Consider the following 20,773-nt stretch of genomic DNA (forward strand, 5'->3'; position numbering starts at 1 on the left):
TTTCGAAACACGCCCTGGGCCCGGAGCCGTCGTGAGGGTCCGCCCGGTCACGGGCCCATGGGCAGGCCCCTTGCCCCGCCCCTGTTCCTCACCCCGCCCGGCCTCCTCGACCCTGGACCACGCAATGCCACAGCTCCGTCGCCGCACAGGCCACCGCTCCCGCCCGCCGCTCGCCCTTACGGTCCCGGCCCTGCTCGCCGTGGCGTTCCTGCTGCTGCCCCTCGTCGGCATCCTCGCCCGTACGCAGTGGGGCGAACTCGCGGACCATCTGACGACCCCGGGCACCGTGGAGGCGCTGCGCCTCTCCCTCCTCGTCTCGTTCTGGGCACTGGGGCTGTCCCTGCTGCTGGGGGTGCCACTGGCGTGGCTCCTCGCCCGCGTCCCGTTCCGCGGCAAGGCGTTCGTACGCTCCCTGGTGCTGCTGCCCATGGTGCTGCCGCCGACCGTCGGCGGTGTCGCGCTGCTCCTCGCCTTCGGCCGGCGGGGCCTGCTGGGGCCGCCTCTGGAGGACTGGTTCGGCATCACGCTGCCCTTCCACACCTCCGGTGCGGTGCTCGCGGCGACCTTCGTCGCGATGCCCTTCCTGGTGATCAGTCTGGAGGGGGCTCTCGGCGGGCTGCGTCCGCGCTACGAGGAGACCGCGGCCTCCCTCGGCGCCTCGCCCATGCGGGTGTTCCTCACTGTGACCCTGCCCATGGTCGCGCCGGGACTCGTCGCGGGAGCCGCCCTGACCTGGGCCCGGGCCCTCGGCGAGTTCGGCGCCACCATCACCTTCGCGGGCAATCTCCCCGGCACCACTCAGACCCTGCCGCTCCAGGTGTACCTGCTCCTGCAGGAAGCACCCGAGGCCGCCACCTCCGTCTCCCTGCTGCTGCTCGCCATCGCGATGCTCGTGCTCATCGCGCTCAGGGGACGCTGGAGCGGCACGCCCACCGACCACGACCGCGCCGCGAAGCCCGTCATGAACGCGGCCGAGACCGCCGCCACTGACGGCCCGGAGACCGCCGTTCCGCCCCCGGCGGACACCCGGGAGGTCTGGCCCCTGCACGCCCACGTCACCGGCTTCACCCGGCTGACCCTCGACGCCGGACCCGGCACCACCATTGCCGTGGTCGGCCCCAACGGCGCCGGCAAGACCACGCTGTTGCGGGCGCTGCTCGGCCTCACCCCCCGCGCGCACGCCCGGCTGACGCTGGGCGGCACGGACGTCACCGGACTCCCGCCCCACCAAAGGGGAGTTGCCTGGGTGCCCCAGGACGGCGCGCTGTTCCCGCACCTCACGGCCCTCGCCAACACCGCCTACGGGCTCCGTGCCCGCGGCACCCCCCGCGCCGAGGCGCGCCGTGAGGCCCGGCAATGGCTGGACCGGCTCGGCGTGGGGCACCTCGCGCACCGCAGACCCGCCCAGTTGTCCGGCGGCCAGGCCCAGCGCGTCGCCCTCGCCCGCGCCCTCGCCGCACGTCCCCGCGCCCTGCTGCTCGACGAACCCCTCGCCGCTCTGGACCACACCACCCGCGCCCACGTCCGGCACACGCTCCGCCACCATCTCGACGGCTTCGGAGGCGTCTGCCTGATCGTCACGCACGACCCCGTCGAGGCGGTCGCACTGGCCGACCGCGTGCTCGTACTCGACGACGGCAGAGCCCTTCAGGACGCGCCGCCCGCCGAGGTCACCCGCCACCCCCGTTCCCCATGGGTCGCCCGTATGCTCGGCCGCAACGCCTGGCCGGGCACCACCACGCCGCAGGGGCTACGGCTCCCCGACGGAGGTACCCTCGTCGTCGCCGACCCTCTGCCGCCGGGCACCGACGCTCTGGCGATCATCGCCCCCGAGGCCGTCTCCGTTCATCCGGAGCGGCCGTCCGGAAGCCCTCGCAACGTGTGGCGCGGCACCGTACGCGAGATCACCGCCAGCGGCAGCCGGCTCCGGGTCCTGATCACCTCGGGCACCGCCCCCGACCTGGTGGCCGAGATCACCCCGCAGGCCGCGGCAGAACTCGGCCTCGCCGACGGATCGACGGTGTGGACCAGCGTGAAGGCGACCGAAACGACTCTCGTACCGCGCTGAACGTCCGCGGCGGCGAACCGAGGCGGTGCCCGAGGCGCCGGTCAGCCGGGGTCCCCGGCGGCACCGGGCGCGTCGCCGCCCCCGCCGCCCCGCCGCCGTAGCGGCGCTCGAACCGGGCGATGAGGGCCTCGGAGTCCACCGTCCGCGCCTTGCCCGTGTAGAAGGGGTGGCTCTCCGAGGAGGTCTCCACATCGACGACCGGGTAGGTCCTGCCGTCGTCCCACTCGATCACCTGGTCGCTCGTCGCGGTGGAGCGGGTGAGGAAGGCGTAGCCGGCCGCGCGGTCGCGGAACACCACGGGGCGGCAGTCCGGATGCTTGTCCTGCTGCAGGGGCGCTTCGTCAGGGGGCGGGGGCGGACGATGAGCCGTCCGAGGCGTGCTCAGGGCCGTTGTGAACCGGTCCGGAGTCCGTGCAGGTCTGTTGTGGACCGGTCCGAGTCCGCGCAGGGCCGTTGTGAACCGTGCGGGGGCGGTCCGCTGCCCGCGCCCTCTCCGAGGCGCCCGGATTTCACCCTCCACCCCCTCCCGGAGAGCCCGCAACAGCGACGCGAGCACCGCCCGCGAGGTGGGACGTGATCCCCTCCGTCCACCACCCACCGGACCCGCGACGGCCGGTCCGGACCCGGTGCGGCGGCCGAACCCCGGCGGTGACGGCCAGGGACCTCGCCGGGCCCCGGCGGCCAGTTGCGAGCGGTCCTCGCGCACGGGTCGCCGCCGTACTCCGCGCCGCCCCGGTAGCAGGTGACGCGGGGGTCGGGTGACACCGGACCGGCTTGGCCCGTGCGGTACCGGTCGTCCGTGCGTGCTCTCGGAGAACGTACGTCGAGGCCGGTGACACACCATCACGCCCACCGCGAGAGGGCGGGAAGGACTCAGAGTGCCGCAACCGGTGCGCTGCTCTACCGCCGGCCCGAGACCTCGTCCGGCTCCGCGATGCGACCGGCCTCCGCGCGCTCAGCCCCGTACGGCGGAGTTCCTTCCGTGAGCTCGCCGCCGCCAGGAGCCCGGCAGGGTCCGGAGGGCGGTGCGCCGGCACACGCGTCCATGGGCGGCCGACCCTACTCCGCGTCGATACCGGTGATCACCGGTTGCCCCAGGGGCACTTCCTCCTCGGAGACCCCCACCGACCTGAGCGCGTCCCTGGCGAGTTTTCGAGCCTCGGCTTCTGCGGAGGCCTTGTCATGGGCCTCGACCTCGAGGCGGAGGCTGAACGCGGGGGAGTCCGGATAGAACGTGAGGATGTCGAGGTCCTCGGCCGCGCCGAAGTCCGTGGTGCGGGGGTCGGCCGGCCTGAGGGCCCGGACGAGCTCCGTACGGGCCGACGCGGAGAGCTCCTTGAGGAAGGTGCCGGGAATGGTGACGACGTAGACGGTCATGCAGATGGCCTTCCCGGTCGTGCCCCGGAGCACGCCATTGTTCTCGTCCGCGCTCTCGGCGCGCCGGGAGCACCGGTGCGGTCCGGGCGTGGAATCACCCCCCGCTCTCCCGTTCGGTTTCCTCGATCGCCGGGAGTCTCCTCGGCTGCACGTCGGCCCGCCGCGTCCCCCTCGCGCACAGGGCGGCTGACGCTCTTGTGGCCGGGGCGGTCCGGGGTCTCACGCCAGTCCTCCCCGAGCCGTGCGAACTCCTCGGCGTTCCGGTCCTTCCCCATGTCAGGCACCTTCCTGCGGCCGCACGCGAGGCCGGGCCGCGCACGGTTCCAGCAGAACACGGCGGCCGGGTGGGTGCACGTCGCCGGACGTGTCCGCCAGACCACCACGGAAGCGCCGAGAGCCGCGTGGCGACGATCCACTCTGGCTCGTTGTCGGCGGAGTGTCTGTGACGCCGGCGGAACTGGTGGCACCATGGCGGTACGCACCGGTCCGCGACCGGCTCCACCTCTCCTGGGGCGCACGTATGAACACCTGGCTTCCGTTGCGGCACTTCGCCGCGGCAACAGCGGCCGCCCTGGCCCTGATCGGCTGCAGCGGCGCCGGCGGGTCCCCGAGCGCATCGGGAGCGACGTCCGCCGCGCCGGGGACACCCCCGCCGTCGCCCACGACGTCCGTACGCACGCCTCCGACGGCGGATCCCCCGACCTCGTCGCGTACCCCCTCCGCAGCGACGCAGACTCCCAACGTCGCGCCGCCGCTGGGCTCGTGGAGCCTTCAGCCGGTGTGGCCCTTCACCACGCTCGCCCAGGCCGAGGCGTGGGAGCGTTCCTATCGTTCGGGCGGTCACCAGCCGTGGCACCTCGACCCCGACCAAACCGCACTCTCGTTCACCCGTGACTTCCTGGGCTTCGAGGAGATCGACAGAGTCACCTCGAGCAAGGTGAGCGGCAGGCACGCCCGTGTCGGTGTTGCGCCCACCGGGCCGGAGGGCGGCACCGCCGCGGTGATCCACATGGTGCGCTTCGGCACCGGCGCGGACGCCCCCTGGGAGGTCGTCGGCACCGACGACACGACGTTCTCCCTCACCACACCGGCGTACGGAGCGGTCGTACGCTCCCCCCTGGCGACCGGCGGCAGGATCACCGGAATCGACGAGAGCATCCGTGTCCAGGTACGCCAGCCGTCGTCCGACGCGCCATTGGGAACCTCCAAGTGCTGCACTCCCGCGGGCGGCGACAACCAGCCCTGGAGCGTCACGGTCCCCTTCTCCGGGGCCCGGGACCCCGTGCTCACCGTGGTGGCCTCCACCGGCGGACATGTCGCCGCCGTGGAACGCTTCACCGTGACGGCGGTGCGCACCCGCTGACCTGCCGGGGCATTCCCCGCGCTCCACGGACGTTCACTCGCGTGCGGGGGGTGCGTGCGGTGCGTGCCCTCGGATGGTGCTGAACGGATTCACTTCAGCCATGACGTCCATGACCACCCCCGGCGCCACGGGGCGGCGGCCACCCGTCCGACAGGCCGTGTTCGGGTCGCGACGCGGCACGGCCCCTGGGGCGGAATCGGCCATACCTATGGCAACGTCCTGGCTGGGCAGCGCCCCGAAGAGGCGACGGTACTCCCGGCTGAACCGCGAAGAGCCGTCGTAGCCCACTGTGGCCGGCACGAGCGACGTCCTAGTCTGCCCCAGGCACCCGCCCCGACCCAGGAGCACGCATGGCCTTCGAGCCCGCCCGGCAGCCCCCGTACCCCGACGCCCTCCGACCGGACGAAGCGCCCGAGCCGCACGCGCTGCTGGCGCCGCTGGTCGGGTTCCTCGGCACCTGGCTCGGGCGGGGGCACGGCGGATACCCGACACTCGCCCACGACTTCGCGTACGGGCAGGAGGTCACGTTCAGCCACGACGGCCGGCCCTTCCTCCGCTACGAGGCGCGCGCATGGCTCCTCGACGCGGACGACACCCCGCTGAGGCCGGCGGCCCGGGAGAGCGGTTGGTGGCGGGTGCACCCCGATGGGCGCGTGGAGGCGCTCATCACCCAGCCCACCGGTGTCGCGGAGATCCTGGTCGGCCGTGCGGACCAGGGTGCCGTCGATCTCACCACCCATCAGACGGCACTCGCGCCGACGGCCAAGGAGGTCACCGCCACCCGCCGCCGTTACACCCTGAGGGACGCCGAGACGTTCGACTTCGTCCACGACCTCGCGGCGGTCGGCCGGCCGCTGCAGCACCACCTTTCGGCACGGCTTCGACGCGGGGGCCGGGACAGGGCGTTGTGATCCCGGACGTTGATCGCCTCGAGGACATCGGGGCCCCGCCGTACCGGGTTCGCATGTCCACCGGGTTCCCGAAGCCGGGGGGCCTCGCGTCAGCGTTCCTGACGCCGGGGGGCCTCGCGTCACCTGCGTTGTGCCGTCACGAGCAGATACTCCCAGTCCATGGCCAGACCGCCGCCTGCGGCGCCGTCCGTTGCGGAAGCCTGGTCGCGTGCCAGCGCGGCGAGCTCCTGGTCCAGAGCCGCGACGCGTTCGGGGGTGCCGGCGATGTTGCGGTAGACCGCGATCGTGGGCCCGTAGTTCTTCTTGAAGTAGTCGCCCACTTCCCCGGGGGTCGTGAACCGGTCCACGCGGACGGTGCCCCGCCGGGCGTGTACCGAGGTGACGCGCTCTCCGAGCAGTGCCCGCACATGCCCCTCGTCACCCCACATCGGCGGGGGCTGCGCACCGGGCGGCGGTGGGGGAGCGTAGGGCTTCATCGTCGCGAACATGCGGCCGATGAAGCCTTCGGGGGTCCAGTTGAGCAGCCCGATCGTGCCCCCGGGCCGGCAGACGCGCAGCATCTCGTCGGCGCTGGCCTGGTGGTGCGGTGCGAACATGACTCCCACGCAGGACATGACGGTGTCGAAGGCACCGTCGCCGAAGGGCAGCGCCTCCGCGTCGGCCTCGCGCCATTCGAGCTCCGCGCCGAGTCCCTCCGCGATCCGTCTGCCCACGTGGAGAAGGTCGGGCGTCAGGTCCGAGGCGACGACATCGGCCCCGGCCAGCGCCGCCGGGATCGCGGCGTTGCCGGTGCCTGCCGCAACGTCCAGCACCCGCGTCCCGGCGCGGATGCCGCAGGCGTCCACCAGCGCCGTGCCGAGTGCCGGGATCAGCTGGTTCGCCACCGCGGCGTAGTCGCCCAGCGCCCACATCGCCCGGTGCTTGGCCTTCACGGCCCGGTCGGCGTCGCTCTCGCCCGACGCGTCGCCCATGACGGACACCTCCCTCGCCGTACTGCCGCCGGAGCGTACGGGACGGCCCTGCGGCCACGTCGTCCTGTCCCATCATCCGCCGCGGACCCTTCCGGCGCCGTTCGGCGAGGGGGAGGGGGCGGCGGGCGCGCCCCGGCCCCGCGGCTCGCCGACCCCGGTGTGGAGGACCCGTTCCCGCAACCGCCGCGTGCCGCGTCCCAGCTCGTGAGGCGTGGCCCCTGCGGTTTCCCCGTGCGTGGAGCTCTGCCGGCCGGGGGCAGCGGGGCGAGGCCGTGGCCGCTGACCCGCTCGGTGTCCGAGCAGCTACTGCCGGTGTTCGGCAAACCGATGGTCTGCTCCCCGCTTTCCACGTTGGTGATGGCGGGCGTCTGCGAAATCCTGGTCATCACGACCCCGGATCGGCAGGGCCGGTTCCGTCGGCGGCTCGACGACGGCAGCCGGCTGGGCCTGCGGATCACCTACGCGGTGCAGGAGCGGCTGGCAGCCACCGCCGCCCGGGACCGCGAGAACCGGGTCTGGTGGGAGCCGCTCGAGGCCGGGGCGGCGCTGCGATGACCACGAGATGGCTGGTGACCGGCGCAGGAGGGATGCTCGGCCGCGACGTCCTCACGGAACTCGCCGCCGGTCAGGGCGCCGACGTCACCGGACTCACCCGGCACCAGCTCGACGTCACCGACCCGTCCGCCGTGTACGCGGCCGTCGACGGGCAGCGCGTGGTCGTCAACTGCGCGGCGTGGACGGACGTCGACGCCGCCGAGGCCGCCGAGGAGACGGCAACCGCCGTCAACGGCACGGGTGTCCGCCATCTCGCGCGCGCGTGCGCGGACACCGGGGCCCTCCTGCTGCACCTCTCCACCGACTACGTCTTCCCCGGCGACGCCCACGATCCGTACGCCGAAGGGGCGCCGACCGCCCCGGTCAACGCCTATGGGCGGAGCAAACTGGCCGGAGAGCATGCGGTGGCCGAACTCCTGCCCGACACCGGCTACACCGTGCGCACCGCCTGGCTCTACGGGACCCACGGGCGCAACTTCGTGACCACGATGCTCGAACTGGCGCGACGGCGCGAGACGCTGGACGTGGTCGCGGACCAGCACGGTCAGCCGACCTGGTCCCGCGCACTGGCCCGCCAGCTGACCGCGCTGGGCCGCGCCGCCCTCGCCGGTCTGGCGCCGGCGGGCATCTACCACGGCACGGCGACCGGCCGCACCACGTGGTACGGGCTTGCCCGGGAGACCTTCCGGCTGAGCGGTCTCGACCCCGAGCGGATCCGCCCGGTCGGTGCCGCGGCCTTTCCGCGGCCGGCGGCCCGCCCGGCGTTCGCGGTGCTGGGGCACGGCCGTTGGCCGGCCGCCGGCGTTCCGTCCCAGCCCCGGTGGGACGACCAACTGCCGAAGGCCCTGAACACGCCCGCGTTGGCCGCACTGGCCGCCGCGGCACGCACCTCTCGCTGACGCAGGACCCGGCGGTACCACCAACGCACCGGTGGCGCCCGGTCCCTGCCCGGCCTGCGTCGGTATCGGGGGGGTTGAGGAACATCGGAACGAAAACCGGCGCTAATACTCCAGTGTGGTTTCGTGATCTATCCAGCAGGTTCGTCGGCGGATCGTCGTCGGTAGTGGCTGTGGCGGGCTGTCGCCTGGTGGCGTCTGCGCCAGATTGACCAGTGCAGAAGCCTGGCGGCAGTCAAGGCGGGCTGGCGGAAGACTGCGGTAAGCAGGTGGCGGATCTCTGGGACGGTCAAGGAGATCGGTTCGCTGCTGCGAGCTGAGCGGTGCGGATCGGCGGGCCGCTTCGGTGCCGCGTCGGCGGCGGCCAGGAAGACCAGAGCGAGCATGGCGAGTGTGATGTGCCGGTGCCATGAGGTCCAGTGCCTGACCTGGTAGTGGTCGAGTCCGACTTGGCTCTTCGCGGCCTGGAAGCACTCCTCGACGCTCCAGCGGACACCGGCCACGCGTACCAGCTCCGGAAGGGTCGCCGTGGTGTGTGACCAGCACAGGTAGAAGGCCAGTTCACCACTGGTGCGGTTGCGGCGGATGAGTGGATGGCGGTGTTCGTCGACGCCGATGTGGATCCAGGCCCAGTCGTAGCGCGGGCCCTTCGCCCCGGAGCCGGCACTTGCCGCTGCCAGGCGGTGGCGGGCAGGCGTTCGGCGAGGTGTCCGCGCGGATGGGGGTGCGTCCGTGATTGATCCGCACCCTGGTCGAGCAGGCGACGGCCAGCACGTAGCCGGTGCCGCGTGCCTCCAGGGCGGCGCGGAGCTGTGGTTCCTGCCCGTAGGCTTCGTCGCCGGTCACCCGCGCTGCCTCCACTCCGGCGTCCAGCGCAGCGGCGATCATCTCCCAGGCCAGGCGGGGCTTGGCCGCGAACCGCACCGTCCCGGGTATCCCGGCCGCCTGGCGGCGTTCGGGATCGGTGCACCAGGACTGCTCGGGCAGGTAGAGCCGACGGTCGATCAGTGCCCGCCCCCGGCTGGTGGCGTAGGCGAGGAAGACGCCGACCTGGGAGTTCTCGATGCGACCTGCGGTGCCGGTGTACTGCCGCTGGACGCCTGCTGAGGTCCGACCCTTCTTCAGGAAGCCGGTCTCGTCCACGATCAGCACACCGTCGTCGGTGCCGAGGTGATCGACGGCGTAGGTGCGGATATCGTCGCGGACGGCGTCGGTGTCCCAGCGGGCGTAGCGCAGCAGCCGCTGCATCGGCCCCGGCCGGACGTGACCAGCCTGTTCGGCCAACTGCCAGCAGTTCTTCCGCTCCGCCTGCGACAGCAGCCCGAGCAGATAGGCACGGGCACTCGCCCTCGGCTCAACACGGCGAAAGCGGCCCGCGATCCGGGCCATGACCTGGTCGAACATCATCCGCCAGAGGGCAGGATCCACGTCATGGCCCGCGGCCACCGAACGATCTTCGTTTGTCCACACACCAACCGGTAATCACGCGGTGGCCGCTCCCGTTCCCAGCCGGGCCCGTCACAAGATCGCGCAATCAGAACGGATTACCAGGAGCCCCGTCGCCGTCGACATTGGCCACCATTCTGCGCAGCACCTTGAGCGCGGCCACGTACTCCTCGTCGCTGATGCCCTGGTGGACCACGGCACGCACCTCGGTCGCCAGCTCACGGAGCCGTACTCTGGCGGCCTCCCCTGCATCCGTGAGGTGCAGACACTGCCCGTCGTCGATCCGGAGCCATTCGCGGTGGAGCAACTGGTCGACGACCCTGGCGATCTCGTGCGGCCCGTCGGCAAGGTGCGTCAACTGCGCGACGACATCCTCGCGGCTCGGCGCCGCGGGGCCACCGTTCACGCGGTTGAGCACCCAGTACTGCGGCTGCGTGACGTCGATCCTGGCCATGCCGTCACGCAGATGCCGGGTGACGGCCGCTTGGGTCAGGCCGCACCAGTACCCGACTGGCTGAGTGGCCAGCATGTCATCGGTGGCGGCCGGGTTCGCCGGCGCCTGGTCGGTGGTGGATCCCGTCAGTAATTCCATGATCGCGACGCTACACTCCTCCGGCGCGCCGAACCATCGGAATGCGACATCTACTGCAACTCACCCCGGGTGCACATCGGAACCACCAGCCACCGTACTCTTCGGGCGCGTCGCAGCCCGGGCCGTCATGCCGAAGCCCACCGCGGCCTATGCCGACGATGGCTCACCCACGCAGCCAGCGGGTGCATCACGAAACCGCACTGGAGTACTAACGGCCTCGCCCGCGATTGAGGTGTGAACTTGCTGGGTTGTGGTTCGGCTGGTGGGTGATCAGCAGGCAGTGTCGCGTGCGAGTACCAGTTCGGTGCTGTGTTCGTGGTGGGTGGGTCGTTTGGTTGCTCGGTCGGAGACCAGGCCGGCGATCGCTCGTGGGGTTTGCGTGTAGGTTTCGCGGCGTTGGGTGAATCTGCGCATGGCTGCCCATTGCCGCAGTTCGGCATTGGTGTGCTCGACGCAGATCCGGGCCGAGGACTGCCGGCGTCTGGCCTCGCGCCAGGCTCTCTTGTCGCCGTCGCAGGCGCAACGTAGAGGCGACCAGGCACGCCGCGGCCCCGGAATGCCATGTTCTCCACTTTGGTCAACGGACAAGGACCCGAAGAGCCTTTGCCGAGGGCTCCGGGGCGAGAGAGGATGTGTCGATGATCGACACGGATGAGAACCCCGAGGAACAGGTGGCAATCGCTGCGGCGAAGGACGGTGAACTGCGCCTGCATGACCCCGCCGTCCGCGCCTCCGCGGTCGGCGTCCGGCTGTTCGACCCAGATTTCGTCGAGGTCGGTGCCTCCGGGCGGCGCTGGACGTACGAGGAGATGGTCGCGGCCCTGCCCACCCTGCACGGCGGAGCGGACAGCCCGCACATCGAGGCCTCCGGCATGCGCGGGGTGCTCCTCGCCCCGGACCTCGTGCACCTGACGTACGAGAGCGTCATCGCCGGCCGCCGGGCCCGCCGCAGCTCCCTATGGCGCAAGGGCGAGGGCGACAGCGGATGGCGGCTCTACTACCACCAGGGCACCCCCGTCCCCGAGGGCTGAACCGTCCCCGGGTCTACTCCTGAACGATGTCGTAGACAGCCCGTTGAGGGTCGGTTTTGGCGATGAGCCCGTCCGCGCACAGGTCGCGCAGGATCTGCCGGACCCGTTTCTCCGCTGCCCGTTGGTCTTCCCACGTGTGACCGTGGTCGCCCAGTGTCGAGTACGGCGGTGAATGGCTCGGGTGGAACGTCGGCGTCTACTCCGGCTACCACTGGCTGCCCGACACAACAAGCCTTGCGAGCGAGCAGGAGCCCACGCGTCCGACGTGGGCAGGCAAGGACGGCGCCGTGGACTTCAAGAAGGTCCCGGCTCGCGTTCAGGTGGCCGACGAGGACGGCACGCCGGCCATGAACAGCGACGGTTCCGCCGCCACCGTACCCTTCCCCGGAGCTGACGACGCACCGGGAAGGAACAAGCGGGCGCCGTCTGATGAGGCACAGCGTTCCGTCACCGTCGACGATGACGGGCGCGTCGTCGAAACCGCGGTGGTGCCACTCAAGAGGCCGCTACCGTAAGACGTCAGCGCGCGAGGTCCGATGGCCCCTCCCGGGCGCACGCGCCGCGCCCGGGAGGGGCCCGCTGAGAGGGGGGCCCAAGAGTGGCTCGGAATGACAGCAACGAACCTCAAGCCGTGGGCCGGCGTACTGCCGCGCAGATGTGCGGCGTACTTGCTCTCGCCGCTGTGGCGGCCTTGCTCATCGTGACATTGGTATTGCTTCTCCAAGGGCCCGAGTTCGCTATGAGCCGCCTCATCAAGGAGGGCAGGCTGCTCCCCTTCGCTGCGGGTGCGGCGTTCTTCGGCGCGGCATGGGGCTTGCTCCGGCGCCCGTGACGAACGCGACGACGGGGACTCTAGTTCCGCGCCGAGCGCGGGCGGGGCAGCCCGAGATGGACGGTTGGCCTGTGAGTGAGGCGGGCTGCCTCCGCCTGTTTGGTGCGCAGGAAGGTGATCGTCATGTCGATACCGTCGATCTCGCCCGGCCACTGTTCTTCCTCGGCGCGTTTGCGGCGGGCGAGGAGGTCCTCTTCCAGTTCCGCGAGGCGGAGCAGCACCTTCGGGTTGACCTGGAGCATGGGGCAGCAGATGCACCGTTGACTGAACGAACCACGTTGATTGTGCAGTTCAGGGCGCGGGTGAGGTTGTCGCCCAGTACGGTCTGCGGTCGTGATGAACGATGGTGTGCCCGAGCGGAATCTGTCGAGGTTGACCGTTCCTCGGTGGGGCCGGCTGGTGGAGACCGGCGACCGGTACGAGCCCTACCGGCTCGTCGACGCCGACGGCGCGGCCGTGATGCCTGCTGCGGTGTTCTTCCAGGAGCTGCTCGCAGCCGGGAAGACGGCGGCGACCGTCCGCTCGTATGGCATGGACCTGCTGCGGTGGTGGCGGTTCCTGCATGCGGTCGAGGTGTCGTGGGATCGAGCGACACGCGTGGACGCTCGGGATTTCAGCTGCTGGATCCAGCTGGCGGTCAAGCCGCGAGCGACCGCAGCCAGGCGGCGGTCGGCCCGTACAGTCGGGGCCCCGAACCCGGTGACTGGGAAAACGGGCCCTGGGCTCGGCTATGCTCCGTCGACCGTCGCCCACAGTGAGACGGTGCTGCGCAGGTTCTACGACCTGCACCGTGATGCCGGATCGGGGCCGTTGCTCAACCCGTTCCCGCTGGACCTGGCTCGTCGTTCCGGCCGCGCGCACGCGCGCACCACAACCCGATGGAAGTCTGGGCGCCAGAGCGGACCGGCCGCTACCGGCCCACGGTTCCCCGCCGGATTCCGCGCTCGATCCCGGACGAGTGGTTCAACTCGCTGTTCGCGGCGCTGCGGTCGAACCGAGACCGGGCCATGATCGCGTTTTGGATCTCCAGCGGAGCCCGGGCCTCAGAGTTGATCGGCGTCCGGCAGTGCGACGTCGCCCCGGGGCAGCAGCTGATCAGCGCTGTGCGGAAGGGCTCCCGGGCCCGGCAGCAGGTGCCAGCCTCGGCAGATGCGTTCGTGTGGCTGCGGCTCTACCAGCAGGAGTTACATGGGCGGGTGCCGCGAGGCCGTACGCAGCCAGTGTGGTGGACGCTGCGGCGTCCGTTTCAGCCGCTGACCTACCACGGGGCCCATCGCATGTTCGAACGGGTAAACGCCACCTTCGGCGCAGACTGGACCCTTCACGACCTTCGTCACAGCGCCGCGCGCCCGCATGGTGCGCGACCCGGCGCTGACGCTGACCGACCTGCAGTGGGTCCTCGGGCACACGCATCTGACCACGAGCGAGATCTACCTCAACCCTGGGGAATCGGTGATGGACTGGGCCGTCGAAGCGGTCGCCGACTACGTCGAGAACGTCCGCCCCCGCTTCGGATTCCCTGATCACCCTGCTCTGTGGATCACCGAGCGCGGTGGCCGCCTGCATCCCGGCTCGATCAACGACCGATTCGAGGCATACCGGGACGCTCTCAGGCTGACGAAAGAGCTGACCCCGCACAGTCTTCGGCATTCGTACGTCACGCACCTGACCGAGGACGGCGTGGACCGGCGCTTCATCCAGCAGCAGGTCGGCCACGAGTGCGACAGCTCCCTGGCCATCTACACGCACGTCAGCGACGACTTCATGAACACTTCCCTGCACAAGGCACTGGCCCCGGCGTTCGCCGGGGCCTGATGAGGAGGGATCCGGCGATGGCCGCCAAGCTCGACTACCACTGGCACCTGCGCAAAGTCATGGCCGACCGCGGGATGTTCTCCACCACCGACCTCCTTCCACTGCTCGCCGAACGCGGCATCACGCTGTCCACGAGCCAGGTCTACCGGCTCGTCGTCGAGCGACCGGAGCGACTGAGCCTGAAGATCCTCATGGCCCTGCTCGACATCCTCGACTGCACCATGGACGACCTCATCGAGCCCATCGCGGCAGCCGGCACCGCGAAGAAGCCGAAGAAGGCAGCCGCCGCCGGCTCGGCGCCCGAGTCGGAGGGACTCGGCGGACTGCTGCCCAAGCGAGCACGGATCAGAGGAGTTGACGGGCCTTGACCACGGCTGACCAGCTGGATCGTGCCGTCGCGGACCCGATCGGCCTGATCACAGACCTTGTCGCCGATGTCGAGAAGGAACTCGGCGCCGAGAGGACCCGAGCCGTGGTCACCGCGGTCGTGGGCGGTCGAGCGAAGTCCCGCCAGGTGGCCAAGGCTTTGGTGATGCGGTCGGCCGTCCTGACCGACGGCAAGACCCCAGCGCCCCGGGCGATCGGCGATCTGCTCATCGAGCTCCGCAAGGCCGGCGCCTCGGCGATCGCGGCACCAGTCTGCGCGGAGTGCGGCAAGCAGCTGCGAACCATCCGGCGCAAGGGCCAGGACTGGTACTGCTCGGTCTGCGGGCAGCAGACCGTTGAGTGCACCACCTGCGGAAACGTCCGACGCATCAGCTTCCGGGACCGCAAGGGCCTACCCCGCTGCAAGATGTGTCCCGACAAGGATGACCGCGATCCCGTGACGTCCGTCCACGAACTGATCACCGCGATCGCCCCGGGCGCTGACCGCGACGTGATCGCCGAAGCCCTTTGCCGCACGGCACCCAGCTGTCCCACCTACCGGCAGAGACTGGTCTGGGCTCTGGAGGAGAACCCTCGTCTGCTGACCGGGGAGGGATACCTGGCGCCGCATCGCGCCATCCTGCGGTTTATCGACCTGCTGCACGAGGCTGGCGTCGCCAGGATCGTCCGGCCCGCCTGCCCTCGCTGCCACCGGGTGGTCCGCATCGACAAGCCGCTCGACGGGCAGCGGGTCTGCCGAAACTGCATCGCCAAGTCCCGACTCGAGGAATGCGTACGCTGTGGTGCTCGGCGAGAGCCAGCCACCAGCGACGCCGACGGGCGACCACTCTGTCCGAGCTGCCTGGTCAAGGACCCGGCAAACCTGGAGACCTGCATCGTCTGCGGCGAGTCACGCATGGTCAGCAACCGCACCGCCGACGGGCCGATCTGCCCCAACTGCCGTCCCCTGCCCATCCTGCCTTGCTCGATCTGCGGCCGCACCGCACCCTGCGCATGCTCTCGAAGCTCACCGGTCTGCCCCGCTGCGGCGGCTGTGACAGGCGCCAAGGCCACTGCACCGTCTGCAGACGAATGCGAGGCATCCACTCCGGCACCGCCGACGCCCCCGTCTGCGGCCCCTGCACCACGCCGGACGCCGAGCTCTGGCGCCCCTGTCCCACCTGCGGACAAGCCGAACGGCTGCACGCACCGGGACCGTGCCCCCGCTGCACCCTCAAGCAGCGGCTCCACGAACTCCTCGCCGATGGCACCGGCTCCATAAACCCGAAGCTACAGCTCCTTCACGACGCCCTGGCCGACACCGAACGGGCCGGCACCGCGATGCGCTGGCTCTCCCAGGGCATCGTCTCCACCGTCCTGTCCGATCTCGGCTCCGGCCGCAGGCCTCTCACTCACAAGGCCCTGGACGAGCTCCCTGAAGGCAAGGTCGTCGAGCACATCCGCAGCGTCCTCGTCGCCACCGGAGCCCTGCCTCAGAGAGATGAGCAGATGGTCCGTCTCGAACGGCACGTGAAGGACCTCGTCTCCTCCCACGCGACGGCCGAGGGCCGGAAAATCCTGCACCGCTACGCGACATGGCACCTCCTGCGCCGGCTCCGCCGACGCAGCCGCGGCAAGGACATCACGCACTACCAGCTCACGGTCGCCCGCCAGCATCTGCGGGCGGCAGTCCACCTCCTGGACTGGCTCGAAGAACATAACCTCACCCTGACCACCTGCCGCCAGGCCGACCTTGAACGCTGGATGACCAGCGACGACGCCCGCCACCGCCCAGGCCACTTCGTGCGCTGGGCCCTGGCCCAGAAGATCGCCCGCGACCTCAGCTTCCCGGCCGAGCGGTGGAACGGCCCCTCCCAGGCCATGGACGACGAAGCCCGCTGGGACACCGCCCGCCGCCTGCTGCACGACGACACCCTCAAACCCGAAGACCGCCTGGCCGGACTGCTGTTGCTCCTCTATGCCCAGTGGCCCGCGGCGATCTCCCGGCTCACCATCGACCACATCGAGGAGACGGACGGAGCCGTCCACATCCGCCTCGGCGCCGTCCCAGTCGAGCTTCCCGCACCCGTCGCTGACCTGGCCCTGCAACAGGTCGCGGTTCGCCGCAGCCATGCCGTCCTCGCCCAGACAGACTCACCCTGGCTCTTCCCCGGCGGCCAGCCCGGCCGTCCGATCAGCGCCTGGGCCATGGGCGAGAGGCTCCGCAAACTCGGCATCCGGCTCGCGGAAGCCCGCTCGACCGCGCTGTTCCAGCTCGCCACCGAGCTGCCCGCCGCAGTCCTCGCCCGCACCCTCGGCATCGACATCACCGTCGCCGTCAAATGGCAGCGAGCCGCCGCCGGGGACTGGGGGGCCTACGCGGCCGAGGTCAGCCGCCGTCACCATGACGTCTGAATCCAAAGGCAAGGGAGCAACACAGATGCTGCTACGTGATGTTGAGTACGGCGACGTCGACGCCTACGTCCGGATGCGATGCGACCCGGTCATGATGGCCGAGCTGGGCGGACCGGTGCCTCGCGAAGGCATGGAGGCAAAGGTCCAACGTGATGTTCAACGGGTGGCAGCGGACACCGACTGGACAAAGATGATCGTGCCCGATGAGGCCGAGCCGGGCGTGGTCGCGGGAACCGTGACGTTGTGGCCCCACGACGCAGACGGCGAGCGTATCTCCGAGATCGGCTGGATGGTGCTGCCGGAGTATCAGGGACGGGGACTCGGAAAGCAGGGCGTCCGCGCGCTGCTTGAACTGGCCCGCAACGACGGCCGGTGGGGCGTGGTACACGCATTCCCGGCGACAACCAACGCCCCGTCCAACGGCATCTGCCGCACGCTCGGCTTCCGATTCCTGGGCAAGCAAGACGTGCCCTTCGCCGGTCGAGTCCTGCAAACCAACCACTGGGCTATCGACCCTCGCACCGACCTGACATGATACATGTCCGCAGCACGCCGGGGACCCACGCAGGGCCTCGGGGGCGGGAGGCATTCGCAGAGTTCCAATACCCGACTCCACCATTAGCGATCTACCCGGCCGAGACCATCGAGGCTCACCGCGCCTTCATCACCCGTCGCAGGGCTGCCCGGCCCAGCGAAGAGTATCGGACCCCCACCGAGGAGGAATGGGACGCTTTCCTCAGGCACTTCGAGAAGCGCAAGGTCTCCATCGGCACCTGCGGCCGCGCGTTTTCAAGCCCTTGTGTCCATGAACACGCCTGCGTTCGTTGCTCGCTTCTCCGGCCGGACCCGGCCCAGCGCGGCCGGTTGGAGGAGATCCGCGACAACTTCGTCGCACGCATCGCCGAGGCCGAGCGCGAGGGCTGGCTCGGGGAGGTTGAAGGGCTCAGGGTCAGCCTGGCTGGCGCCGAAGACAAGCTTGCTCAGATGGACCGACGAGCTACCGGCGGTACGGCGATCGACCTCGGTATGCCGCGCATAGCCGCAGCTCGATCCACCCAGGCGGGGGGAACGGCTTCGCTGACGCAATCACTGGATGACCAGTAATGACATCCGGTTCGACTGCCAGCACTGTGGCGATGGCGGCCCGCTCGTGATCGTCCCCCGCATCGACGGAGCACCACTTACCGAGCTGATCGACGGGTTCGAGATCGCCGCCGGGATGCAGCCCGCAGGCGACGCCTACGGCGGTCTGATTCCGGAGTTCTTCCGGTTCGGCCCGATGCCGGGCCACTTCCTCGGACGGTCCACGAACGCGATGGGGCCGAAGACACCCGTTCTCGATTGTGAATGCGGCGAGTGGGGATGCTGGCCCCTCATGGCCCGCATCACCGCGACGGCCGACTTCGTGACCTGGGACGCCTTTGAGCAACCGCACCGCAAGGCCCGCGACTATGTGGCATTCGGTCCGTTTCAGTTCGACCGTCACCAATACGATGGCGTTTTGCGGGCCCTGACCTGCGTTCCGCGTAATTCGGGGGTTCTGGAGTCCCTACCGGGCTGAAGGTGCAGGTCAGCGGGCTGGAGGCTGGTGACGCGGGCAGATTCGCCTAGAGACGCGATTCTGCGGATTCGCCTGCGCTGACCTCGAGTTGCTCCGTAGGGTCTGGAGTCGTGTATGTGAAGACGACGAAGCGGGAGAACAAGTCCGGCACGGTCCGGTACCTGCACCTGGCCCACAACGAGTGGGATCCGGTAAAGGGCCGGGCGGTCCCGAAGGTGCTGTTCACGTTCGGCCGTGAGGACGACCTCGACCGGGACGCAGTGAGGCGCCTGGTCGCGTCTCTATCGAGGCTGCTGGAGCCGGGTGAGGCACTGGCGTCGACGGCGGCGGGTGACCTGGAGTTCGTCTCGTCGGTCCCGTTCGGCGGCACCTATGTCCTCGATCATCTCTGGCGTCGGCTGAGGATCGACAGGATCGTCGGGCAGGTCGGGCAGCCCAAACGGGGCCGGCGCCGGGACATGTCGATGACCGAGCGGGTGCTGTTCTCCCTGGTCGCGAACCGGGCCCTGGCTCCGTCGTCCAAGCTGGCCGCCGCGGACTGGGTCACGCACGACGTGCATGTCGAGGGCCTGCCGGCCATCGACGACGACGCCTGCTACCGGGCGATGGACTGGCTCCACGAGGTGACCGACGACCTGGAGAAGCGGGTGTTCGACGAGGTCGCGAACCTCCTCAACCTCGAGGTCGACCTGCTGTTCTTCGACACCACCAGCACCTACTTCGAACTGGAGGAGGCCGACGGACCCGTCGCCCGCGACGACAAGGGCCGCCTCCTGACGGACGACCGCCCACCCGCTGAAGAGGACGGCGAGAGCGCGGATCAGGCCGGGTTCCGTGCCTTCGGCAAGTCGAAGGACTCCCGCGACGACCTGCCGCAGATCGTGATCGGGATGGCCGTCACGAGGGACGGGATCCCGGTCCGCGTCTGGTCCTGGCCCGGCAACACCGGTGACAGCAAGCTGATCCGGCAGGTCAAGGACGACATGCGGGACTGGACCCTCAGCAAGATCGTGTGGGTCACCGACCGGGGATTCTCCAGCGAACGCAACCGCCGCTACCTCCGCCAGGGCGACAACGCCTACATCGTCGGCGAGAAACTCCGCTCAGGCAGCCCGGAGGTGAAGGCCGCCCTGTCCCGCCAGGGCCGCTACGGCGAGATCGCCCAGAACATGCGGGTCAAGGAGGTGCGGATCTCCGACACCGAACGGTTCGTGATCTGCCACAACCCCGAAGCCGCCACCCGTGACCAGCACATACGCGAACAACTCGTCTCCCAGCTCACGACCCTGATCGAAGACACCGACAAGCTCAGCGACTTCAAGCGTGGCGAACTCCGCGGCAAGATCGCCGACAAGCCCGGCCTCAACCGCTACCTCCGCACCACCCCGTCCGGCAAGCTCCGCATCGACACCGCGAAGATCAAGACCGAGGAGAACCTCGACGGCAAGTACCTGCTGCGATGCTCCGACCCGGACCTGTCCGCCGAGGACATCGCACTCGGATACAAGCAGCTCCTCGAAGTCGAGCGGGGCTGGCGGGACATGAAGCAGATCATCGACCTGCGGCCCGTCTATCACCGGCTCGAGGAACGCATACGCGCACACGTCGTCCTCTGCTGGCTCGCCCTCCTGTTGATCCGCATCATCGAGACCAGCGCCGACGCGACCTGGACGACCGTCCGCCGCGAGCTCGACCGGCTCCACCTCGGTACGTTCACCGGCCCTACCGGCCTGTTCCGCCAGGTCACCGCCCTCACCAAGCCCCAGAGGGACCTGCTGGCCAAGCTCAACATCCCCGCACCGAAGCAGATCATCGCGCTCGAACCCGCACCCCGCTGACCAGCACGAACACCAGCGCCTAGAGAAACGCCTCTCAGGCGCCCTCACCCATGTCCGCGCAGGTCAGACCCCAGATTCGTGACTCTAGGACGCTGAATTACGCGGAACGCAGGCCTGAGCACGGTGATCGGCTCCAACGTCGACGACACGCGTGCATGAGCGCCACCAGGCGCGGCCTGTTGAGCTAAGGGATGGGGAAGCGGTTCATGGAAAGGTTCGAGACGGAGAGTCTGGCGCTCATGCCTGGCCAGAAGGTGCAGGTCAGGGTCCTCAGCCATCACCCATGGGGTGTTCTCGTTGAGATCGTTGGTTACGAGAACGCTGGCCTGTCTGCCTCTATCGACATGATCCAGCAGTTCTCCCAGACCACGCGCAGCCACGACGAACTACTCGCACTCTTTCCACCCGTCGGTTCGCAGATCGATGCAGTGATCGAGCAAATCCACCGCTGGCATCCGCCGGTATCCGTTCGGCTCACCATCCGACCTGCCGACCTGGAGTCGCTGGTCTGGAGCTGCGATTTCTGTGGTGAACCGATCACGTTGGGCTCAGGTGGAGACGCCCTCGTCCTGGACTCGCGCAGCAGCGACGGTCCAGGAAGCCACACCATCATCTCCCACCGGCACTGCCTGGCCGAGCGCATCCGCCCGGAGAACAGTGGAGAGCGGGCGCGAGCATTGAAGATCGGGAAGATGTGCCGAGGTCGTGAGGCCCGCGCCTGCCGGCAATGATTCCG

At 69.9% G+C, this 20,773-nt stretch carries 20 protein-coding genes and 3 pseudogenes; 17 read left to right on the top strand and 6 right to left on the bottom strand.

Annotated features, from left to right (window positions below):
• The first annotated feature begins 124 nt into the window (after positions 1 to 124).
• Positions 125 to 2,068 carry an ABC transporter permease gene (locus FEF34_RS36515; RefSeq protein ID WP_138056987.1) on the top strand — a complete coding sequence of 648 codons (1,944 nt, stop codon included), beginning with the start codon at positions 125 to 127 and terminating at the stop codon, positions 2,066 to 2,068.
• An 85-nt stretch (positions 2,069 to 2,153) separates the two neighbouring features.
• Here the strand turns inward: FEF34_RS36515 and FEF34_RS43430 are convergent.
• Together FEF34_RS43430 and FEF34_RS36525 are read right to left on the bottom strand one after the other, a co-directional pair.
• Positions 2,154 to 2,399 (bottom strand): annotated as a pseudogene (locus FEF34_RS43430) (type B 50S ribosomal protein L31); the annotation flags it as partial.
• Between the two features lie 728 nt (positions 2,400 to 3,127).
• Positions 3,128 to 3,445, bottom strand: coding sequence for a DUF6204 family protein (locus tag FEF34_RS36525; RefSeq protein WP_171053230.1), 318 nt, complete (start codon positions 3,443 to 3,445; stop codon positions 3,128 to 3,130).
• A 442-nt stretch (positions 3,446 to 3,887) separates the two neighbouring features.
• Between FEF34_RS36525 and FEF34_RS36530 the strand changes: the two genes are divergently transcribed.
• Together FEF34_RS36530 and FEF34_RS36540 are read left to right on the top strand one after the other, a co-directional pair.
• On the top strand, positions 3,888 to 4,808 hold the full coding sequence (locus FEF34_RS36530; protein ID WP_234042760.1) for a hypothetical protein: 921 nt from the start codon (positions 3,888 to 3,890) through the stop codon (positions 4,806 to 4,808).
• Positions 4,809 to 5,158: 350 nt separating this feature from the next.
• On the top strand, positions 5,159 to 5,719 hold the full coding sequence (locus FEF34_RS36540) for a nitrobindin family protein (RefSeq protein WP_138056990.1): 561 nt from the start codon (positions 5,159 to 5,161) through the stop codon (positions 5,717 to 5,719).
• A 119-nt stretch (positions 5,720 to 5,838) separates the two neighbouring features.
• Here FEF34_RS36540 and FEF34_RS36545 read toward each other — a convergent pair whose 3' ends face one another.
• On the bottom strand, positions 5,839 to 6,690 hold the full coding sequence (locus FEF34_RS36545) for a class I SAM-dependent methyltransferase (protein WP_138056991.1): 852 nt from the start codon (positions 6,688 to 6,690) through the stop codon (positions 5,839 to 5,841).
• Positions 6,691 to 6,921: 231 nt separating this feature from the next.
• Between FEF34_RS36545 and FEF34_RS36550 the strand changes: the two genes are divergently transcribed.
• Both FEF34_RS36550 and rfbD read left to right on the top strand, forming a co-directional pair.
• Positions 6,922 to 7,245 (top strand): sugar phosphate nucleotidyltransferase, encoded by a 324-nt coding sequence (locus tag FEF34_RS36550; protein ID WP_138056992.1) that lies wholly within the window; start codon positions 6,922 to 6,924, stop codon positions 7,243 to 7,245.
• A complete protein-coding gene (rfbD, locus tag FEF34_RS36555) occupies positions 7,242 to 8,144 on the top strand; it encodes a dTDP-4-dehydrorhamnose reductase (protein WP_138056993.1) in 903 nt (300 codons plus the stop codon). Before FEF34_RS36550 ends, rfbD begins: the two co-directional genes overlap by 4 nt.
• A gap of 128 nt (positions 8,145 to 8,272) precedes the next feature.
• Here rfbD and FEF34_RS36560 read toward each other — a convergent pair.
• Together FEF34_RS36560 and FEF34_RS36565 are read right to left on the bottom strand one after the other, a co-directional pair.
• A pseudogene (locus FEF34_RS36560) lies at positions 8,273 to 9,530 on the bottom strand (IS701 family transposase).
• A 145-nt stretch (positions 9,531 to 9,675) separates the two neighbouring features.
• Entirely contained in the window at positions 9,676 to 10,179 is a 504-nt protein-coding gene (locus FEF34_RS36565) for a MarR family winged helix-turn-helix transcriptional regulator (RefSeq protein ID WP_138056994.1), read from the bottom strand.
• A gap of 638 nt (positions 10,180 to 10,817) precedes the next feature.
• Here FEF34_RS36565 and FEF34_RS36575 point away from each other — a divergent pair.
• Both FEF34_RS36575 and FEF34_RS36580 read left to right on the top strand, forming a co-directional pair.
• A complete protein-coding gene (locus tag FEF34_RS36575; protein ID WP_138056995.1) occupies positions 10,818 to 11,210 on the top strand; it encodes a nuclear transport factor 2 family protein in 393 nt (130 codons plus the stop codon).
• A gap of 287 nt (positions 11,211 to 11,497) precedes the next feature.
• Positions 11,498 to 11,725 (top strand): hypothetical protein, encoded by a 228-nt coding sequence (locus FEF34_RS36580; RefSeq protein ID WP_138056996.1) that lies wholly within the window; start codon positions 11,498 to 11,500, stop codon positions 11,723 to 11,725.
• Positions 11,726 to 12,062: 337 nt separating this feature from the next.
• Here FEF34_RS36580 and FEF34_RS36585 read toward each other — a convergent pair whose 3' ends face one another.
• Positions 12,063 to 12,284, bottom strand: a complete 222-nt coding sequence (locus tag FEF34_RS36585; protein WP_234042768.1) for a recombinase — start codon at positions 12,282 to 12,284, stop codon at positions 12,063 to 12,065.
• Positions 12,285 to 12,501: 217 nt separating this feature from the next.
• Here FEF34_RS36585 and FEF34_RS42180 point away from each other — a divergent pair, with 217 nt between their 5' ends.
• From FEF34_RS42180 to FEF34_RS36630, 10 genes and pseudogenes are all read left to right on the top strand, one after another.
• Positions 12,502 to 13,053 carry a site-specific integrase gene (locus FEF34_RS42180; RefSeq protein ID WP_407698374.1) on the top strand — a complete coding sequence of 184 codons (552 nt, stop codon included), beginning with the start codon at positions 12,502 to 12,504 and terminating at the stop codon, positions 13,051 to 13,053.
• Positions 13,050 to 13,142 (top strand): annotated as a pseudogene (locus FEF34_RS43435) (site-specific integrase); the annotation flags it as partial. The gene FEF34_RS42180 and the pseudogene FEF34_RS43435, both read left to right, overlap by 4 nt.
• A 253-nt stretch (positions 13,143 to 13,395) precedes the next feature.
• Complete coding sequence (locus tag FEF34_RS36595) at positions 13,396 to 13,857, top strand: tyrosine-type recombinase/integrase (RefSeq protein WP_234042782.1); 462 nt, start codon at positions 13,396 to 13,398, stop codon at positions 13,855 to 13,857.
• A gap of 17 nt (positions 13,858 to 13,874) precedes the next feature.
• Positions 13,875 to 14,225, top strand: a complete 351-nt coding sequence (locus tag FEF34_RS36600; RefSeq protein ID WP_138056997.1) for a helix-turn-helix domain-containing protein — start codon at positions 13,875 to 13,877, stop codon at positions 14,223 to 14,225.
• A 1,090-nt stretch (positions 14,226 to 15,315) separates the two neighbouring features.
• The gene (locus tag FEF34_RS42190) at positions 15,316 to 16,638 is read left to right on the top strand and encodes a hypothetical protein (RefSeq protein ID WP_199800724.1); all 1,323 of its coding nucleotides are present in this window, start codon (positions 15,316 to 15,318) and stop codon (positions 16,636 to 16,638) included.
• A gap of 25 nt (positions 16,639 to 16,663) precedes the next feature.
• Positions 16,664 to 17,173, top strand: a complete 510-nt coding sequence (locus tag FEF34_RS36610) for a GNAT family N-acetyltransferase (protein WP_138056998.1) — start codon at positions 16,664 to 16,666, stop codon at positions 17,171 to 17,173.
• Positions 17,170 to 17,742, top strand: a complete 573-nt coding sequence (locus FEF34_RS36615; RefSeq protein WP_234042790.1) for an integrase — start codon at positions 17,170 to 17,172, stop codon at positions 17,740 to 17,742. The genes FEF34_RS36610 and FEF34_RS36615 overlap by 4 nt, the downstream gene beginning before the upstream one ends.
• Positions 17,732 to 18,199, top strand: coding sequence for a hypothetical protein (locus FEF34_RS36620; RefSeq protein WP_138056999.1), 468 nt, complete (start codon positions 17,732 to 17,734; stop codon positions 18,197 to 18,199). Before FEF34_RS36615 ends, FEF34_RS36620 begins: the two co-directional genes overlap by 11 nt.
• Before the next feature lie 110 nt (positions 18,200 to 18,309).
• Complete coding sequence (locus tag FEF34_RS36625) at positions 18,310 to 20,037, top strand: IS1634 family transposase (protein WP_138051768.1); 1,728 nt, start codon at positions 18,310 to 18,312, stop codon at positions 20,035 to 20,037.
• A gap of 206 nt (positions 20,038 to 20,243) precedes the next feature.
• Complete coding sequence (locus tag FEF34_RS36630; RefSeq protein ID WP_138057000.1) at positions 20,244 to 20,768, top strand: hypothetical protein; 525 nt, start codon at positions 20,244 to 20,246, stop codon at positions 20,766 to 20,768.
• Positions 20,769 to 20,773 lie beyond the last annotated feature (5 nt).

Source organism: Streptomyces marianii (genome assembly GCF_005795905.1).
In the GTDB taxonomy this organism is placed as follows: Bacteria; Actinomycetota; Actinomycetes; order Streptomycetales; family Streptomycetaceae; genus Streptomyces; species Streptomyces marianii.

What these genes read in the sequence shown, in the direction of transcription:
- FEF34_RS36565 (WP_138056994.1), bottom strand. Translation starts at nt 10,179, where the DNA reads ATGGAATTACTGACGGGATCCACCACCGACCAGGCGCCGGCGAACCCG.
- FEF34_RS36615 (WP_234042790.1), top strand. Translation starts at nt 17,170, where the DNA reads ATGATACATGTCCGCAGCACGCCGGGGACCCACGCAGGGCCTCGGGGG.
- FEF34_RS36595 (WP_234042782.1), top strand. Translation starts at nt 13,396, where the DNA reads ATGGTGCGCGACCCGGCGCTGACGCTGACCGACCTGCAGTGGGTCCTC.
- FEF34_RS36610 (WP_138056998.1), top strand. Translation starts at nt 16,664, where the DNA reads ATGCTGCTACGTGATGTTGAGTACGGCGACGTCGACGCCTACGTCCGG.
- FEF34_RS36540 (WP_138056990.1), top strand. Translation starts at nt 5,159, where the DNA reads ATGGCCTTCGAGCCCGCCCGGCAGCCCCCGTACCCCGACGCCCTCCGA.
- FEF34_RS36630 (WP_138057000.1), top strand. Translation starts at nt 20,244, where the DNA reads ATGGAAAGGTTCGAGACGGAGAGTCTGGCGCTCATGCCTGGCCAGAAG.
- FEF34_RS36545 (WP_138056991.1), bottom strand. Translation starts at nt 6,690, where the DNA reads ATGGGCGACGCGTCGGGCGAGAGCGACGCCGACCGGGCCGTGAAGGCC.
- FEF34_RS36600 (WP_138056997.1), top strand. Translation starts at nt 13,875, where the DNA reads ATGGCCGCCAAGCTCGACTACCACTGGCACCTGCGCAAAGTCATGGCC.
- FEF34_RS36525 (WP_171053230.1), bottom strand. Translation starts at nt 3,445, where the DNA reads ATGACCGTCTACGTCGTCACCATTCCCGGCACCTTCCTCAAGGAGCTC.
- rfbD (WP_138056993.1), top strand. Translation starts at nt 7,242, where the DNA reads ATGACCACGAGATGGCTGGTGACCGGCGCAGGAGGGATGCTCGGCCGC.
- FEF34_RS36620 (WP_138056999.1), top strand. Translation starts at nt 17,732, where the DNA reads ATGACCAGTAATGACATCCGGTTCGACTGCCAGCACTGTGGCGATGGC.
- FEF34_RS36575 (WP_138056995.1), top strand. Translation starts at nt 10,818, where the DNA reads ATGATCGACACGGATGAGAACCCCGAGGAACAGGTGGCAATCGCTGCG.
- FEF34_RS36585 (WP_234042768.1), bottom strand. Translation starts at nt 12,284, where the DNA reads ATGCTCCAGGTCAACCCGAAGGTGCTGCTCCGCCTCGCGGAACTGGAA.
- FEF34_RS36515 (WP_138056987.1), top strand. Translation starts at nt 125, where the DNA reads ATGCCACAGCTCCGTCGCCGCACAGGCCACCGCTCCCGCCCGCCGCTC.
- FEF34_RS42180 (WP_407698374.1), top strand. Translation starts at nt 12,502, where the DNA reads ATGCCTGCTGCGGTGTTCTTCCAGGAGCTGCTCGCAGCCGGGAAGACG.
- FEF34_RS42190 (WP_199800724.1), top strand. Translation starts at nt 15,316, where the DNA reads ATGCGAGGCATCCACTCCGGCACCGCCGACGCCCCCGTCTGCGGCCCC.